Source organism: Herminiimonas fonticola (assembly GCF_003293745.1).
Classification (GTDB): Bacteria; Pseudomonadota; Gammaproteobacteria; order Burkholderiales; family Burkholderiaceae_D; genus Oxalicibacterium; species Oxalicibacterium fonticola.
This window is the reverse complement of the sequence record NZ_PTLZ01000001.1, coordinates 233,988-251,478: the sequence shown is the minus strand read 5'-3', so window position 1 is coordinate 251,478 and position 17,491 is coordinate 233,988. Positions and strand designations below refer to the sequence as shown.

The window sequence follows — 17,491 nt, the reverse complement described above, 5'->3', positions numbered from 1 at the left end:
CTGTTTTACCTTTGAATTAGATGGATTTTTGTTTCACGTGAAACAATCCACCACCCCATCTTCAGCCTATGAATGCATCGTATCCAGTCTTCAGGATAAGGCCCGACACAACCAGCAGGAACAGCTTGCGAACAAAACCCGTCCCGTGCTTCAGCGCCAGTCGGATACCTATCAGCGAACCGAGTACATTGCATATCGCCATCACCACACCAAGTTGCCACAGCAAATGTCCGCTATAACCAAACCACATCAAGGCTGAAAGATTGCAGGCCACATTCACCACCTTGGCTACAGCTGAAGCCCCCAAGAAATCAAAGCCGAAGAAACGCACGAACAGGAAAACCAGAAAGCTACCGGTACCAGGGCCAAAGAATCCATCGTAGAAACCAATGCCGCCACCGACCAGAATGGCGAATAGCTTTTCCCTGCTCCCAACATGCAGGGGCGCATGGATGCTGCCGAAGTCTTTCTTCTTGTATGTATAAGCGGCAACCGCCAACAAAATGAAAGGTAAAAACTTGCGGATAAAATCGGGCGGGACATGCGTGACGGTATAGGCACCGGCAAAAGACAGGGCAAATGCGGCACTAGCGGCTGGCACTGCAGTACTCCACTGCAGCCTTACTCGCCGGGCAAATCCGACTGCAGCGGCACCGGTACCCCAGATGCCGGCGAACTTGCTCGTGCCGAGAAGTGTGGCGGGTGCGACATTCGGCAAGGCCGAGAACAAGGCCGGGATCTGGATCAAGCCACCGCCGCCAACCACCGCATCTATCATTCCCGCCAGAAAAGCGGCCGCAGCCAGAATCACATAGTCCGTCACTTAAACCAACTCCACTTTATCGCCCTACCCATACACAAATTATTATTGAATCAGCTATCCTGCCCGCAATACCGATTATCTATACGCCCGTATCAGCCTCGCGGCTTTTTCAGCAAGCATGATGGTAGTTGCGCTCGTGTCACCGGCAGGGATGATAGGCATCACAGAGGCATCAGCAACCCGCAATCCTGCAATGCCGAGCACCCGAAACTGGCTATCCACGACCGACCATGGATCATCTGCCCTACCCATTTTGCAAGTGCCAACCGGATTTTCTCCGGCGAAAGCAATCGCCCCTGCCTGGCGCAACAAATCATCATTAGCCTGCATTTCTTCCAAGGCATAGGATTGCAATGCCGGAGCAGCTGCGATTTTACGCGTCAGTTGAATCGCGGTTTTCGCCATTTCCTGATCTTCAGGCGTACTTAAATAATTGCATGTAATCGTTGGCGGCATCATCACATCGCCTGACGCGATCTGAACTCGGCCCCGTGAAGTTGCCTTCAAATTGGATACGCTTACCGTAAAAGCCGGGAAATCATGCAGAGGCGCGCCAGCAGAATCCTGCGACCACGGTTGAATTTGATAGTAAAGATCAGGGCTGGACTGCGTGGAATCGGAGCGCAGCATCGCGCCCAAAGGGGCTGGCACTGTCGTTAACGGTCCATTTTTCTTCAAAATATACTGCAAGCCGAGTGCTGCCTTGCCCAGCAAACCCTTGGCCATAGTATTCAAGGACTTTGCTCCACTCATCTTGAAAACCATCTTGAGCGGCAAATGATCCTGCAAGTTTTCACCTACACCGGGCAGATCCTGTATCGGTGCAATCGCGTGCTTTTGCAACGAGGCAAGTGGGCCCACGCCTGATCGTTGCAATATTTGCGGCGACCCGAACGTGCCCGCAGCCAAAATTGTTTCACGTGAAACATCGGCAGTCCACTCTCGATCTCCGCCAACAAACTCAACTCCCGTACACACATTACCCTGCGCTGTTTGCTGAATGATCAAACGCTTCACATGCGAGCCGGTCATGATATCCAGATTGCCGCGTCGCATAATTGTTCGCAAGAAAGCCTTGGCTGTATTCAGGCGCAAACCATTTTTCTGATTAATGTCGAAATAGCCGCAACCTTCTACGCCAGCTCCGCGATTGAAATCATCTATCTTTGGAATGCCGCTTTGTGCCGCAGCATCGCGGAAGGCATCCAGGATGTCCCAGCGCAGAGTCTGTTTTTCAACACGCCAGTCGCCACGCACGCCACGAAAATCATTCGCACCTTCAGCATAATCTTCCGACTTTTTAAACAAGGGCAAGACCTGATCCCAGCGCCAGCTATCGTCACCAGTCAACTCTGCCCAGTGATCGTAATCCTGAGCCTGACCACGCTGATAAATCATTCCGTTCATGGATGAAGAGCCGCCCAGGATTTTCCCGCTCGGGTACAGCAAGCTGCGCCCATTCAAACCGGGATCTGCCTCGGTACGATATTGCCAATCGGTACGCGGATTGTCGGCAGTGCGGAGAAAACCAACGGGAATATGCACCCAGCCATAATCATCCTTGGCTCCCGCCTCCAATAGCAAAACTGAAGTATTCGGATCTTGCGTCAAGCGGTTGGCTAACACACAACCGGCGGTCCCTGCCCCAACTATGATGTAGTCGTACTTCCCTGCGGATTCGGCCATTGTCTCTATCGTTATTAATTGTTATGTGGTGGGCGATGACCTAGCATCGCGCAAACCTCATCATCGTCGACCGTACTTACAGTCGACTGACAGATTGCACTTGGAACCAAATTACTTGCTGGTGGGTATGGTGAATTCCGCGCCTTTCGATATCGATTCCGGCCAGCGCTGCATGATTGATTTATAACGCGTATAAAATTTGATGCCTTCTTCGCCATAGGCATGGGTATCACCAAACATAGATCTTTTCCAGCCGCCGAAAGAATGCCAGGCCATAGGTACCGGAATCGGTACATTGATACCCACCATACCAATTTCAACTCGACGTGAAAATTCGCGCGCGGTATTTCCATCGGAAGTGAACAAGGCCACGCCATTGCCGAATTCATGTGCATTGACCAATTCAAGTGCCGCTACAAAATCAGGTACACGCACCACGCATAAAACCGGGCCAAAAATCTCTTCCTGATAGATAGTCATGTCAGGAGTCACATGATCAAACAGACATCCTCCGAGGAAAAATCCTTTACTGTAACCATCCACCACCAAACCACGGCCATCTACCAGCAACTTCGCTCCAGACTTGACGCCAGCCTCAATATATCCTTCGATTTTGGCTTTATGCGCGGCGCTAACTACCGGACCCATTTCGGCATCGGCTTCCATCCCGTTTTTTACCTTCAGCGATTTCACGCGAGGGATCAAGGCTGCAACCAATTTGTCCGCAACACTGCCGACAGCAACTGCCACCGAGATAGCCATGCAACGCTCGCCGGCGGAACCGTAGGCAGCTCCTATCAAGGCATCCACCGCCTGTTCCAGGTTGGCGTCCGGCATCACGACCAAATGGTTTTTCGCGCCGCCTAGCGCTTGGATGCGTAATGGATACGGACCTTTGCGAGCAGCGCCCGTTGTATAGATGTGTTCGGCAATCGGTGTCGAACCAACAAAGGAAACTGCTTTCACGTCCGGATGCTGCAGCAAACCATCGACGGCCCGCTTATCCCCCTGCAAGACATTGAAAACGCCGTCAGGCAACCCTGCCTGCTTTAACAGGTCGGCAACCATCAACGATGGCGATGGATCACGCTCAGACGGCTTCAAAATGAAGGTATTGCCAGTTGCGAGCGCAACCGGTGCCATCCACATCGGCACCATGAAGGGAAAATTGAAAGGCGTAATACCTGCCGTCACGCCCAAGGGTTGACGCAAATTCCAGTTATCGATGCCGCCACCGATATTGTCGGTAAATTGTGTTTTCAGCAGTTGCGGTACGCCACAAGCAAACTCGACTATTTCCAGCCCGCGCGTTACTTCGCCTTTTGCATCAGAAAACACTTTGCCGTGCTCGCGCGTAATTGCAGCAGCCAGGTCGTCATGATGCTTTTCTATCAAATCCTTGAACTTGAACAGGATACGCGCCCGTTTCAACGGTGCCATATCAGCCCATGCCGGTGCAGCAGCTTTTGCAACCGCTACCACTGCCTGAACGTCTGCATCACTGGCCAAAACCACCTGTGCGCTAACCTCGCCTGTTGCCGGATTAAACACGGCTTGCTGACTGCCGCCTGCCGTTTCCGTCAAATGGCCATTGATATAATGCTGAATCCTGGGAATCGAAGAATTGCTCATGACTATTCTTTCAAAATAAGGTTTTCCAGTCCACGTCAACAGTATGGATACGTGGCAAGACTACCATGCAAAAATGCCTAAAAGTGCTGTGGATAAACCTCTGTTAAACGCGTGGATAGCTTGTGGATAAAGTTGTGAAAAGGTGCTGAAGTTTTTTTATGCAGAATCTATTCATGCCAGATACACCGTTTATGCAGGGTTTATCTTATTCCCAAGTTCTTGATTTCAAACTCACTTATACGGTTATCCACAGAAAACACCCTGCGTTAACTATTACTACTAAACATATATATAAACAATTAATTTAAAACCAAAAACCCATATCAAACCTCAAAATGCAAAAAATCAAAGTCAAAAGCCTCTGCAAAATCACAAGTCATCTCTTCATTGATGAATGAGAAATAACGCATGAACCTTCAAAAGATAAAGATAGGTGTCATCAGTGCATTACGTGAAGAACAGGCTGGACTGATAGAGATAATGCAAGACGCTGTAACGGATCAACGCGGCATGCGTGATTACGTCAGCGGTCGTTTATGGGGAATTGAAAGCGTTTGTGTTCTATCGCGGATAGGTAAAGTCGCTGTAGCGGCAACCACAGCGACTTTGATTGAAAGCTTCGGGGTAACCCATATCATCTTCACTGGCGTGGCAGGAGCGGCGACTACAGACGTTCGTATTGGTGACATCGTGGTAGCAAACCAGCTGGTTCAACACGATATGGATGCTTCGCCCCTGTTTCCACGGTTTGAAGTGCCATTAACCGGCTTGTCGCACTTTTTTTCCGATAAACCCTTATCCAGTCTGATTTCTCAGGCTGCCGGTCAATTTATCAATCAAGATTTTCCAGAAACGATATCCGAGGCCAACCAGCGGGAATTTTTGATTGATAGACCAGTTGTCCATGAAGGCTTGATTGCCAGTGGTGACCAATTCATTTCCACCAGCCTTGAGTTGAATCAGATTAATGATCATCTGACGGGTGTGTTGGCAGTTGAGATGGAAGGTGCTGCAGTCGGGCAGGTTTGTTTTGAATTTGGAATTCCGTTTGCCATCGTTCGTACGATTTCTGATAACGCAAACGAAGATTCGCCAGTGGACTTTGTTCAGTTCCTGGAAAAAATCGCCGCCTGTTATGCATTCGGCATAGTCAGGCAATTCTTTTCTCTATTGAAGGGAGAAAAAATAAAGCTTACTTAGCTTGTGATTTTTCCTGGCAATTAGTTTTTCGATCTAGTATTCGAGATTTTGCAGAAGCTTTTGACTTTGATTTTTTGCATTTTGAGGTTTGGTATGGGTTTCTGGTTTTAAATTAATTGTTTATATATATGTTTAGTAGTAATAGTTAACGCAGGGTGTTTTCTGTGGATAACCGTATAAGTGAGTTTGAAATCAAGAACTTGGGAATAAGATAAACCCTGCATAAACGGTGTATCTGGCATGAATAGATTCTGCATAAAAAAACTTCAGCATCTTTTCATAACTTTATCCACAAACTATCCACGCGTTTAACAGAGACTTATCCACTCTGCTTCTTGGCAGGTTTTCCTTTATAAGTTTTACCTGGTGGTGGCGCGACCGGTTTGTCTCGTGCTTCTTTCAACAGTACTGCACATTTATTGTCACCTTCGTTTTGCGATCCGACATTAATCAATGGCAGCAATGCCGTTACCGGTGCCAATGCACCCAAAACAATCACGCCACCGCTTTTCAATGCGACTACACCTTTATCAACACTGACCTTAGGTGTTTTGAAATCACCTTTCACATACAGAGGCGCACGCAAGGAAATGATCCTTAAACCCTTGGTTTTAGGATTGATCGTCAAATCCAGTTTTTCTTGTGCAAGATCGATATTCCCTGTGATGTAGAGAACTGCGTCATCCGTATCAAGAATCAAGGTTCGCGTTTGAATCAAACCATTTGTGACAGACAGATCGCTGGCCATGCAATTCAGTTTCACCTGCTTGTCACCGAATAGCTGCGATAAAACCACGTTACCGACATTCAAGCCAATTTGCTCCAACAATAATTTACTGATGGTGCCTTCATTAATCAGCGCCTTGATTTCGCCATTTGATGAAGCAAGCATGCTGGCAATCGAATTACCTGTCGCAGATAAAGAGGTATCGCCATTCACTTCACCAAAGCTGGCTTGCATCGCTTCGAAGGTAGGGAACAATTGCTTGAGTTTGAGATGACGTGCAGATAGTTTTATCTCGGCCTTGATGAGGTCGTTGCGACCATCCATCTTGATATTCGCAATCATGTTGCCACCGGCCACGCCAAAATTCAGAGGCATCAGTGTCACAACTTTATCCTGCAATTTCAAATGCGTATCCAGATTTTCGATAGGCAGGGATTCATCGCGCACAATCTTGCGACCAGTGATTTTTACGTCAGCGTCTATGCTGCCCCAACGTTCCGTCGTGAATTTTTCAACCGGTAATACTTTATTCGATGGTTGATTCGGAGCGACGCCACGTTCCTTTTTACTCTCGTTGGAATCGGCACCGATGATAGGACCAAGATCGCTTAAACGAAGAAGATTGGAGACTACCGTTCCTGACAATAATGGCCGCGGTTCTTTTGATTCATAGGTAAGTGTGCCGCCGATATCACTCTCACCGACTTTGCCTTTGAATTTATCGTAAGTCCATTTGCCACCCTGCACATTCATAATGCCGGTGAGTTGGCCTTCAGTAGAGAATTCCGGCGTCTTTGGCAAAGTGATGCCGGTGATCGGATAAAGATCAGCCATGCTGGCGCCCGACAAATGCAGCTGCATATTGATCGCAGCCAGTTCTTGCGGTTTGGTCACGGTGCCATTTACGCGTATCGAAGTTTTGCCAACATTCAGATTTGCAGATAGTGGAAAAGGTTTATCCACATTTTTCAAAGCCAGCAAGGCGCCCGCTTTGCCGTCGCCACTAATTTTGGCACCGTTGAAGGTGCCGGATAATTTCCAGCCGACGACATAATCATTTTGAGTCGTCGGTTCAAGCGAGTCGATGTTTGCTTTTGCATCGATATGCTTGATCTCGTCTTTCAAGGTGATCTCGCCTTTGTAAAAAAGCAGGCGCTGCAGATCCACCGTCCATGGCGACGGTTCGGTTTTTTTGAAGGTCCAATTGTTTTGGCCATCACGCTTGCGTTCCAGACTGACGATAGGATCGTCCAGTTGCAAGGTCGGGATCACGATCGTTTGGGTTAACAAGGGCAAGGGATTAACGGAAAAAGTAATGTGTCCGACTTCCACCATATTGCTGTCGGTTTTCGAGTCTGCCGGGTTGCCGAGGGTAACGTCGTGTGCACTTAGACGTGGCGCCGGAATCCAGTCGCGCCAAGTGTCGGTTGCAGGTTGCCCGCGTTGCCAGTTGAGAGTCAGATCGCCATTGATGGCGAAATTGCGTCCAGTCGCTTCACTGACGCGTTGGTTGATCCACGGGCGAGCTGCATTCCAGTCGAATACCAGCAGGAACAGTACAAAGACTAGCGGGATGCTCAATAATCCGACTGTACTCCACAGCATTATTTTTTTTGTGCGTGGCATAGATACCTAAATTTGATGAATTGAAAAATAGGACTGATTTGAATCTTGTGAGTTCAATAAGATATTTCCGGGGGCACATTCCGAAGGGTTCTTGTTCTTCAGAAATAATTAATAGGCATAAAACGAGACGTAAAAAAACCCGCAGCTAGCGGGTTTCAGAATAAAAATTCGGGCATCAAGTTGTGCGGCTACGTTTCGTGATGTGACCTATGCCGTCGTAAGTGCTGGAGCTTAATTTTTCACGCAACCATTTATGTGCCGGATTGCGCGCATCTCTTTCATGCCACAACATGTCGACGTGTACATCAGGCAAGTCGAAGGGCAAATCCTTGATCGTCAGTTCATCTGCCATGCCTGTCGATGCAATCAGGTGGCGCGGCAATACGGTGATCAAATTTGAATTGGCGACGACACGTCCAGCGGTAAAAAACTGATTCACTGTCAGCATGATGCGCCGTTCGCGTCCCAATTCCGCCAGCGCATCATCCATCAAGCCTTTTGCGCGGCCGGAAAAACTCACCAGCAAGTGATGCGCCTCGCAGTATGCATCCAGCGTCAGTTCTTCCTTCGCCAAGGGATGATTTTTTCGCATCACGCACACGTACTCACCTGTGTACAGACGGTCATGGCGAATTTGCGAAACGGCCGTATTTTGCCCGCTGGCGAGCTGCGCTGCGACGCCAGGGAAAAAGCCGATCGCCAAATCTATATCGCCACGCAGCAACATGGGACGCGGCTCCCGTGTGGTCAGCGGCACCATACGTACATTCAAGCCGGGTGCTTCGGTTTCAATGGCCGAGACTAAAAATGGTAGCCACATCGATGCGGTTGCATCCGCCATCGCCATCCTGAACGTCGTGGTCGCGCGTGATACATCAAAGGTATCCGGCGTAACAGCAGCTTCCAGCTCCGTTAAAGCGCGGCGCACCACCGGCCACAATTCGGTAGCGCGCGAAGTTGGTTTGACGCCGTGCGCGGTACGGATCACGAGCTCATCGCCGAGTGCATCGCGCAGGCGTCGCAGCGCGTTCGATACGGCAGGTTGCGTCATCGCCAATAAATTGGCGGCACGCGTCAAATTTTGTTCAGTCATGACTGCGTCAAATACACGCAGCAGATTTAAATCGAGGGTTAAAAAGCTCATATTTGTATTTCCATTAGGAAATTAAGTGGTTTTACATTATTCATAAATAGTATAACTCATATCCTAAATTGAAATTAGATTTATATCTCTGTCGTCCCTATACTTCTATTCATCAACAAGGTTTATTAAATTTAGAGAGAAGGAAAACATCATGTCTACATCATTCGCGCTGTACCGCAAAGCAAATCAAATCGCCCAATCGAACCCGGAATTGGCCGCTGAACTGCGTTTGCGCGCCTACGAACAAAAACCAACAGTTACGACTGTTGTCGCAAAACAAGCAGCTCCAGTCGTATCGCGTGCTGCTTTGTTCAGCAAAGCAAACCGTATTGCTCAAGCAAAACCGCAAGTCGCTTTGCAACTGCGCTTCCAGGCTGCTTACGCCTAACGCAACAGCAACATAATTCGTTGAACGCGAATTAACATTTATTGGATTAATCTTAATGCGCCCTTTAGTACGCAACCTCCATGCCAGTTACATCGCATATATGTTGCAGTGGTCGCCGCGTTTGCAAGAGTTATTCACCGTGATGCTGATGAACGGCAGCGGTGGTTTAACTAGTGCTGTGCTTGCCAAGGTGATGCGCCCAAGTGTCGCGCACATCAAGGCTCGCATCGCTAAACGTGACACTGCTTCCGACGCGATAGTTCAGCAAGGTTGATTTGCAATTCCGAACAAAGTTTTTACCGAGTCTCCTCTTTCCCTCTCAAGGAAGGTTTTAAGCCCCGCAGCCAAAGTCTTGCGGGGCTTTTTTTCGTTTAGTGTTTTGTTCGTATGTTGCGTGAGCCGGCTATTTTTTCATCGGTAGTGATAAAGACTTTAATTTGGTGCAAAATACAGTAACGTAATTGTTTAAATGCTTCCCGGGTTTTCGGTAAGCAGTGATGTTGATACTTAACTACGGAGTCAAGCAACTTGGGCCGTCTCATTAAAAACAACTACACCAATATCGCATTGTTGAAAGACTTGATGACAACGCCGCCAATGACGGCGAAACAACATGCGGAGATCATGCGTAAACGCATCGCACATCGCAGAATGGTGGAAGAAGCCAAAGAATTGAAAACCGCCAGCGAAGATGTTTTCGAAGGCTTGTAAATAAAAGCGCGGAATTCCGCGCTTTTATCATTTCTGATGCTGCGTTCCGCGTTCTCTCATGTGACACTGTCGTCATCAACGAATAAATGAGGGGCAAAATCATGGCCAAGAAAGAAGAACTGGATCCGGAAACGCTGGCGCTAATAAACTGGTGCATAGAAGTAGAAGGATTTTTAGTCGCCGCAGGCGCGACCATTGAAGAAGCGCAGGACCATATTGAAGAGCAGATCGAATGGTTTACCGATCAATTCTATGATGGCCTGACGCCAGAAGAAGCTGCGAAAGAAGCGCTGGCCTGAAGATCAGCAAATCAACATTGCTGAATTAATTGCAAAAAAATGCGGACCGTGCATTTGCGTCGGCACAAGATCAAACATTAGCCCATCGAATCCGGATATTCGATGGGCTATTTTTTTGAAGGATTCTTTTACGCGACTTTGAACTTGGCCGCTTCTTCCGAGCCTTTGGTTGCATTGCCGTCACTGTACGAGTGAGCGCCAACACCAGCCAATTTGCCACCTTGAACGATCAGGTATTCGTCACGGATAGGGCGGCCTTCGAAGTAGCATTCGAGAATTTCGCGGGTACCTGCTGCGTAGCGTGTTTGCGCTGTCAGGCTGGTGCCGGAAATATGTGGAGTCATGCCGTGGTGCGGCATGGTGCGCCATGGATGATCTGCCGGTGCTGGTTGCGGGAACCAGACGTCGCCAGCGTAGCCAGCCAGTTGGCCGCTCTTCAGTGCCGCAACGATGGCATCGCGATCGCACAGTTTGCCGCGTGCAGTATTGATGATGTAGGCGCCGCGCTTGAAGTTTTTCAACGATTTTTCGTTGATCATGTGCTCTGTTTCCGGGTGCAATGGACAGTTCAATGTCACGACGTCGCAGACCTTGGTCAGGCTTTCCAGCGTGCTGTGGTAAGTCAGGTTCAACTCTTTTTCCACTGCGGTTGGCAGACGATGTCTATCCATGTAGTGCAGCTTGACGTCGAACGGATGCAACAGACGCAAGACGCGCAGACCGATACGGCCAGCTGCAACGGTACCGATGCTCATTGCTTCCAGATCGTATGAACGTTCGACGCAATCAGCGATGTTCCAGCCGCCGTCGATGACTTGTTTGTACGAAGGAATGTAGTTGCGCACTTGTGCCAGGATCATCATGACGACGTGTTCTGCAACGCTGTGGCTGTTGCAATAGGTCACTTCGGCAACGGTGATGTGGTGCTTGTTCGCTGCTTGCAAATCGGTGTGATCGGAACCGATACCGGCTGTCACGATCATTTTCAATTTCTTTGCTTTGGCGATACGTTCTGCAGTCATGTAGGCAGGCCAGAATGGCTGCGAGATGATGATTTCTGCATCGTGCAATTCTTTGTCGAGGACGCTGTCTGCGCCGTCTTTGCTGGAAGTCACAACCAGAGTGTGGCCATTAGCTTCCAGGTATTTACGCAAACCGAGTTCACCCGATACGCTACCGAGCAAGGTGCCTGGTTTGAAGTCGATACCTTTTGGTGTCGGCAATGTTTGGCCGTCAGGATAAATCGAAGGTTGCGCTACGTCGTCGCGCGCATAAGTTTTTGGATAACCGTTGACTGGGTCGTCATATAAAACGCATAGAACTTTTGCCATGATGCTTCTTCTCCGTAAGATTGCGTGATTGCCGCAAAGAATTGAAAACCGCGGGGGACGCTGAATTTTCTTTATCTTCTGCAAGCGGGCATCGAAATGAATGCCAGCGAAGCGATCTTAGGGACGAAGCGAAATGCGGTCTAATCGTTTGATGTGATGGGCTGATAGCTGCCAGTTATGTAGGCATCGAAGCGTGCCTGCAAATCAATCTGTGCGGCAATAGTGCGCGCTGCAGTCACGATAGGCGAGCATGGATTATGCGCGAGTGAAATCATGCCTATCGTGCGGCTCAGCTCGGGTACTAATGGGATCGCCACCATATCGTCACGCAATTCAAACAGACACAACAAACTATGCGGCACTACGCTGAACAAACCCGCGTGACGAACATGGGAATACAGTGCGAAGGTTGAATCTGTTTCTGCAGCGACATTCGCTTGCACATCTGCCCGACGGAATGCGGCATCGACGATACGGCGATTTTGCATATGCGAGGTCAACAGGCACATCGGCAGCTCCGCGGCGTCCTTCCAGCTGATTTCAGTTCTGTCACCAATCGCTGATTGATCACGCGCCAGCAACATATAGCGTTCGCGATACAAAGGCTGCACATGAAAACCATCGAGGCGTTGATCCTCCAGATAGGTCAAGCCGACATCGAGTTCGAAATCATCCAGCTTGCGCATGATTTCTTCCGTGCTTAAAGACAGTACCAGTTGTCGCAGATCAGCGTGTTGTTTGCGACATGCGCCTGTCAACAACGACACGATGGGCATGGTGGTCGGTATCGCTCCCATCCGTAAAGTGCCGCTGAGTTTGGCGAGCGACATCGATGCTTCTTGCTTCAGACCTTCCAGTGCGGCGAGAGTTTGTCGCGCCCAGTCGAGGATGCGTTCACCTTCCGGCGTAAAGCCTTGAAAGCGCTGGCCGCGCTGCACTATGGCGACGCCGAGTTCGGTTTCCAGATTGCGTACGGCCGCAGATAGCGCAGGTTGCGATACGCAGCAAATTTCTGCGGCGCGGGCGAAGTGTTTTTCACGCGCAAGCGTAACGAGATAGTCGAGTTGGCGTACGAACATGGTCTAGAGTATTTTCAAAACGGAGGTGGGGACGCAAAGCAATTCATCGTCCGGCGAATAACAGGACATCTGCGGCGGCGGATTCACTTTATCCGATTCCATCCGCAATCCCGGTTATGACCTGAATGCAAAAAGGGTATTCGGCAGAAGGGTTATTCCCGCGTCGAATACGTTATGTCGTTAAAAGTAATAACGTGTATTATAGCGGCTGCACGATTGCGACTTTTACGTAGTAACCAATTTCTTTTCCAAGCTGAACCATCAATGAGCAAGTCCGATTCCCCCATCAAGCTGGAAGGCTTGTCCAAGGCCCGCGGTAAACGTTGGGACCATCTGGAATTGCTGGAGCGCATAGACGCATCCGGCTCCATCTCTTCCGCCGCCACTGCTATGGGCATGAGTTACAAGGCAGCGTGGCAAGCGGTCGAGGCAATCAACAATCTTTCACACGAAGCTGTCCTCATACGCCAACCTGGCGGTAGCACTGGCGGCGGCACTTGCCTGACCGAATATGGCAGACGCATGGTCGCCACTTATCGCCGACTCGAACAAGAATGGGCGGCAGTACCCGCAGCACTTGGCCGCACGATGGATGACTTTGATCAGTACTACACAATGAGCAGGAGATTCGATATGCAAACCAGTGCACGCAACCAGTTTCTCGGCACTGTCACCGCAGTAAAAATGGGTGCGGTTAACGCTGAAATTATTCTCGATATCGGTCGCGGCGAGGAGCTGGCGGCCATCATCACCAATGACAGTGCCGAGCATCTGGCGCTGGAAGTCGGCAGCGAAGCCTACGCATTGGTGAAGGCGCAGTGGATCATTCTGGCGGTGGGTGACGACATCAAGACCAGCGCGCGCAATCGCCTCACCGGCACCGTCGTGCGCTGTCAGGAAGGTGCAGTGAATGCAGAAGTCGTGATCGAACTGCCAGGCGGCAAAACCGTTGCATCCATCATCACTAATGAGAGTGTAAAAGTGCTAGGCCTGAAAGAAGGCGTGCGTGCTTCAGCACTGATCAAGGCCTCGCACATCATTCTGGCCGTCGCTTCCTGAAGAATTTTTAACCTCTTTTTCAATTTTACTTATAGCCATCATGAAAAAAATTTCTCGCACATTAATGGCCAGTTTGTTGTCGCTGGGTGTTTCATGCGCTGCACAGGCAGAAGAAGTGCAAGTCGCTGTCGCTGCCAATTTTACGGCACCGATGAAAGTGATTGCTGCGGATTTTGAAAAGGCAACGGGCCATAAAATCGTGACGACCTTCGGTGCAACCGGCAAGTTCTACGCACAAATTCAAAACGGCGCGCCGTTTGATGTGTTCCTCGCAGCGGACGATGAAACTCCAGCCAAACTGGAAAAAGAAAACGGCACAGTTGCCGGCTCGCGCTTCACTTACGCAACCGGCAAACTGGTGCTGTGGTCGGCCAAGTCTGACTACGTCGATGCCAAAGGCGAGATCCTGAAAAAGAACACCTTCGCCCATATCGCATTGGCCACGCCTAAATTGGCTCCATACGGTTTGGCAGCAGAAGAAGCTATGAAGAAGCTTGGCGTGTACGATGCACTGCAACCGAAGTTTGTACAAGGCGAAAGCATAGGTCAAACCTTCACATTCGTTTCGACCGGCAATGCAGAACTCGGCTTCGTCGCGCTGTCGCAAGTGTATGAAGGCGGCAAGATCAAGTCGGGTTCCGGCTGGATCGTTCCTGCCAATTTGCACAATCCTATTTGTCAGGATGCCGTGATTTTGACCAAGGGAAAAGATAACAAGGCTGCCGCAGAGTTCACAAAGTACTTACAATCAGAATCTGTCAAAACCGTGATCCGCAGCTTCGGCTACGATCTGTAAGAGAGGTCTGCCTTGTTCACCGATGAAAACATCGGTGCGATTGTTCTGACTCTTAAGCTAGCCAGTCTCACCACATTTATATTGTTGTTGATCGGTACGCCGATCGCGTGGTGGCTGGCGCGTACGCGCTCCTGGCTCAAAGGGCCGGTAGGCGCGATGATCGCACTCCCTATCGTTCTTCCTCCGACTGTCATTGGTTTTTATCTGCTGGTCACGATGGGGCCTAATGGTCCGATCGGGCAACTGACGCAGGCGCTGGGTATTGGCACTCTGCCCTTCAGCTTTGCCGGTTTGGTGGTTGGTTCGGTTTTTTATTCGATGCCGTTTGTCGTGCAACCGATCCAGAATGCTTTTGAAGCGATGGGTGATAGACCGCTGGAAGTTGCCGCAACCCTGCGTGCGTCACCACTCGACACTTTCTTTAGCGTTACCCTGCCCTTGGCAAAACCCGGATATCTGACTGCCGTCGTCATGGGCTTTGCGCATACCGTCGGCGAATTCGGTGTTGTGTTGATGATAGGCGGGAACATACCGAATCAGACTCGCATGATTTCAGTTCAAATTTACGATCACGTTGAAGCGCTCGAATATGCCCAAGCACACGGACTCGCGGCCGGCATGGTGATCTTCTCGATGCTGGTCTTGGTCGCGCTCTACACCTTGAATCCGACCGGGCGGCGTAAATGAGCAAGGTCGCCAATCAAATCAACGCGCGCTTCAAAGTGAGTTACGGCGCATTTTCGCTGGACGTCGATTTGGCGCTGCCAGGTCGCGGCGTCAGTGCCTTGTTCGGCACTTCAGGCTCAGGCAAGACAACCTGCCTGCGTGTGATTGCCGGACTTGAGCGCGCCAGCGATGCGTATCTGGAAGTCAATGGTGAGGTTTGGCAAGATGATGCGCGCGGCATATTTTTGCCGACGTATAAACGCTCACTTGGTTACGTTTTTCAGGAAGCTAGTCTGTTCCCGCATCTCGATGTAAAACGCAATCTCGAGTACGGTATGCGGCGTATCTCTACTACGTCGCGCCAAGTCTCTCTCGATCACGCGGTTGCCTTGCTGGATATTGGTCACTTGATGCAGCGCAAGCCGGACAAATTATCTGGTGGTGAACGCCAGCGTGTTGCCATCGCGCGCGCATTGGCGACCAGTCCGCGTATCTTGTTAATGGATGAGCCGCTCGCTGCGCTGGATGCAAAACGCAAAAGTGAAATCATGCCGTATCTGGAACGTCTGCACGATGAACTCGATATCCCTATCTTGTACGTCAGCCATTCGCCGGAAGAAGTTGCACGTCTTGCAGATCATCTAGTACTGCTGGAAAGCGGCAAGGTCATCGCGAGTGGTGCGACCAATGATTTGCTGACACGTCTGGATCTCGATGTAGCGCATGGTGATGCTGCCAGCGCCCTGGTCACAGCGACTATCAGTGCACATGATCCTGACTACCATCTGACGTCGGCCACATTTTCAGGTGGTCAACTCTTGTTGCCACAACAAAGCGCAACCATAGGTCAGCAAGTGCGGATACGCGTGCAGGCGCGCGATGTGAGTTTGAGTCTGACACCGCAACGCGATACCAGCATACTGAATATCGTCGCGGCGACGGTGACAGAATTGTCGGCAGATGCCGCAGGACAGGTGATGGTTGGGCTGGATGCGAATGGCACACGCTTGCTGGCGCGGATTACCAGCAAGTCATGCGTGGCCATGGATCTGGTGCCGGGCAAAGCCTTGTACGCGCAGATCAAAGGCATCGCTATTCTTAAATAGCAAAAAACGAGGCAAGGTTGCCTCGCTTGATCGTTATTCTGTCGTACTGTATTTACGCTGCGGCAGTTTTAACGTGGCCGAATGCTTCAGACAGCAACAGGATTTTCCCTGTGTCGCTAGCATCGTAGCCCGCCAAACCATTGATCACCTTGCGGAAATAACCCGACTGCACGACGTCTATCACCAGTTGTATTAATGGATCGTCCATGATCGCCAGCGGCAAAGCGAGGAAATAGCGTTCGCGTATCAATGGAATGAAGTCCAGGCTGAATCGATGTGCGGCCGTCTGCACACCGACACCCACATCCGCCATCCCGCTTGCAATAAAAGCCGCGACCGCCGAATGCGTGAATTCATTGCTTTGATAGCCCTCAATATCAAACGGCGAGATATTCGCGCCGGCCAACATCAGTTCCAGCAGCATGCGTGTGCCGGAGCCGGCTTGCCGATTGACGAAACGTATGCCGGGCCGCGTCAGGTCTTGCAACGATTGAATTTTTTTCGGATTGCCAGGCGCGACAAACATGCCTTGAGTACGTACCGCCAGATGCAGCAGGCAATGCTCACGCGGATTCAGCCATTGCGTGTAACGCTCAACGGCCTTTTTCTCGAATTCACCAAGCGGCACGTGGAAACCAGCCAGATCACATTCATTGCGAGACAAGGCGGCGACCGCATCCGTGCTGTTGCGATAACGCAAATCGACTGGAAGATTAGCCTCGGTTAGTTGATGCAACAAGGCATCGACCGCAAAGCCGTGGCTGGCATCGAGGCGCAGCGGTTTGGTTTTGCCGACGATGGTTTTGCCGATTTCGCTTTCCAGCTCGGAAGCCAGACTTTCGAGCGTTGGTGACAAGCGTGCGCGTATGCGTCTATCGGCCCAAATCAGTTTTTCCGCCAAGGCAGTCAAAGTCGTGCCGCGCCCGCGATCAGTATTTAACAGCGAGGTGCCGAACATTTTTTCCGCATCGCGCAACAAACCCCAGGAATAGCGATATGACAAGTCGACCAGGCGGGCCGCTTTGGAAATGGAGCCGGTTTTTTGTATCGACATCAGCAAACCCAGCAAGACCGCGGTGTCCAGCGGTGTATCTGCCGAGCTGTGTGTGATTTCCCAATGGGGATTGATGACTACCTTGAACATATGTAATTAAAAACCTATTGGTGTTGGTGTCACTTTTCCCGATTATGCAAAAGATAGCCTATTGAGCCTAGGCT

17 protein-coding genes are annotated in these 17,491 nt (G+C 50.3%); 9 read left to right on the top strand and 8 right to left on the bottom strand.

Annotation, left to right across the window (positions count from 1 at the left end):
• Window positions 1-61 precede the first annotated feature (61 nt).
• The 3 genes from Hfont_RS01215 to Hfont_RS01205 all read right to left on the bottom strand — a co-directional run bounded on the left by Hfont_RS01215 (window position 62) and on the right by Hfont_RS01205 (window position 4,141).
• Entirely contained in the window at window positions 62-823 is a 762-nt protein-coding gene (locus Hfont_RS01215; RefSeq protein WP_112990437.1) for a TSUP family transporter, read from the bottom strand.
• 75 nt (window positions 824-898) lie between these two features.
• Complete coding sequence (locus Hfont_RS01210) at window positions 899-2,509, bottom strand: GMC family oxidoreductase (protein WP_112990436.1); 1,611 nt, start codon at window positions 2,507-2,509, stop codon at window positions 899-901.
• A 111-nt stretch (window positions 2,510-2,620) separates the two neighbouring features.
• Window positions 2,621-4,141, bottom strand: a complete 1,521-nt coding sequence (locus Hfont_RS01205) for a CoA-acylating methylmalonate-semialdehyde dehydrogenase (protein ID WP_112990435.1) — start codon at window positions 4,139-4,141, stop codon at window positions 2,621-2,623.
• A 408-nt stretch (window positions 4,142-4,549) separates the two neighbouring features.
• Between Hfont_RS01205 and Hfont_RS01200 the strand changes: the two genes are divergently transcribed.
• On the top strand, window positions 4,550-5,341 hold the full coding sequence (locus Hfont_RS01200; RefSeq protein WP_112990434.1) for a 5'-methylthioadenosine/adenosylhomocysteine nucleosidase: 792 nt from the start codon (window positions 4,550-4,552) through the stop codon (window positions 5,339-5,341).
• Window positions 5,342-5,660: 319 nt separating this feature from the next.
• On the opposite strand, the gene Hfont_RS01195 is transcribed toward Hfont_RS01200, so the two are convergent.
• Both Hfont_RS01195 and Hfont_RS01190 read right to left on the bottom strand, forming a co-directional pair.
• Window positions 5,661-7,694: an AsmA family protein gene (locus Hfont_RS01195; protein ID WP_112990433.1), complete on the bottom strand. Its 2,034-nt coding sequence runs from the start codon at window positions 7,692-7,694 to the stop codon at window positions 5,661-5,663.
• 175 nt (window positions 7,695-7,869) lie between these two features.
• Window positions 7,870-8,838: a LysR family transcriptional regulator gene (locus tag Hfont_RS01190; RefSeq protein WP_112990432.1), complete on the bottom strand. Its 969-nt coding sequence runs from the start codon at window positions 8,836-8,838 to the stop codon at window positions 7,870-7,872.
• A 151-nt stretch (window positions 8,839-8,989) separates the two neighbouring features.
• Between Hfont_RS01190 and Hfont_RS01185 the strand changes: the two genes are divergently transcribed.
• The 4 genes from Hfont_RS01185 to Hfont_RS01170 all read left to right on the top strand — a co-directional run bounded on the left by Hfont_RS01185 (window position 8,990) and on the right by Hfont_RS01170 (window position 10,236).
• The gene (locus Hfont_RS01185; RefSeq protein WP_112990431.1) at window positions 8,990-9,226 is read left to right on the top strand and encodes a hypothetical protein; all 237 of its coding nucleotides are present in this window, start codon (window positions 8,990-8,992) and stop codon (window positions 9,224-9,226) included.
• A gap of 55 nt (window positions 9,227-9,281) precedes the next feature.
• Window positions 9,282-9,500, top strand: a complete 219-nt coding sequence (locus Hfont_RS01180) for a hypothetical protein (RefSeq protein WP_112990430.1) — start codon at window positions 9,282-9,284, stop codon at window positions 9,498-9,500.
• Window positions 9,501-9,754: 254 nt separating this feature from the next.
• Window positions 9,755-9,937 carry a hypothetical protein gene (locus Hfont_RS01175; protein ID WP_112990429.1) on the top strand — a complete coding sequence of 61 codons (183 nt, stop codon included), beginning with the start codon at window positions 9,755-9,757 and terminating at the stop codon, window positions 9,935-9,937.
• A 101-nt stretch (window positions 9,938-10,038) separates the two neighbouring features.
• Window positions 10,039-10,236: a hypothetical protein gene (locus Hfont_RS01170; protein WP_181666400.1), complete on the top strand. Its 198-nt coding sequence runs from the start codon at window positions 10,039-10,041 to the stop codon at window positions 10,234-10,236.
• Between the two features lie 128 nt (window positions 10,237-10,364).
• Here the strand turns inward: Hfont_RS01170 and Hfont_RS01165 are convergent, their stop codons facing one another.
• Window positions 10,365-11,567: an NAD-dependent formate dehydrogenase gene (locus Hfont_RS01165; RefSeq protein ID WP_112990428.1), complete on the bottom strand. Its 1,203-nt coding sequence runs from the start codon at window positions 11,565-11,567 to the stop codon at window positions 10,365-10,367.
• A gap of 140 nt (window positions 11,568-11,707) precedes the next feature.
• On the bottom strand, window positions 11,708-12,646 hold the full coding sequence (locus tag Hfont_RS01160) for a LysR family transcriptional regulator (protein WP_112990427.1): 939 nt from the start codon (window positions 12,644-12,646) through the stop codon (window positions 11,708-11,710).
• Window positions 12,647-12,910: 264 nt separating this feature from the next.
• On the opposite strand from Hfont_RS01160, the gene Hfont_RS01155 reads away from it, so the two are divergent.
• The 4 genes from Hfont_RS01155 to modC are packed head-to-tail and all read left to right on the top strand — an operon-like array spanning window position 12,911 to window position 16,273.
• Window positions 12,911-13,705 carry a TOBE domain-containing protein gene (locus tag Hfont_RS01155; protein WP_112990426.1) on the top strand — a complete coding sequence of 265 codons (795 nt, stop codon included), beginning with the start codon at window positions 12,911-12,913 and terminating at the stop codon, window positions 13,703-13,705.
• A gap of 40 nt (window positions 13,706-13,745) precedes the next feature.
• A complete protein-coding gene (modA, locus tag Hfont_RS01150) occupies window positions 13,746-14,501 on the top strand; it encodes a molybdate ABC transporter substrate-binding protein (protein ID WP_112990425.1) in 756 nt (251 codons plus the stop codon).
• A 12-nt stretch (window positions 14,502-14,513) separates the two neighbouring features.
• Window positions 14,514-15,188 (top strand): molybdate ABC transporter permease subunit, encoded by a 675-nt coding sequence (modB, locus tag Hfont_RS01145; protein ID WP_112990424.1) that lies wholly within the window; start codon window positions 14,514-14,516, stop codon window positions 15,186-15,188.
• The gene (modC, locus tag Hfont_RS01140; RefSeq protein ID WP_112990423.1) at window positions 15,185-16,273 is read left to right on the top strand and encodes a molybdenum ABC transporter ATP-binding protein; all 1,089 of its coding nucleotides are present in this window, start codon (window positions 15,185-15,187) and stop codon (window positions 16,271-16,273) included. Before modB ends, modC begins: the two co-directional genes overlap by 4 nt.
• A 52-nt stretch (window positions 16,274-16,325) precedes the next feature.
• Here modC and Hfont_RS01135 read toward each other — a convergent pair whose 3' ends face one another.
• Window positions 16,326-17,417 carry a substrate-binding domain-containing protein gene (locus tag Hfont_RS01135; protein ID WP_112990422.1) on the bottom strand — a complete coding sequence of 364 codons (1,092 nt, stop codon included), beginning with the start codon at window positions 17,415-17,417 and terminating at the stop codon, window positions 16,326-16,328.
• Window positions 17,418-17,491 lie beyond the last annotated feature (74 nt).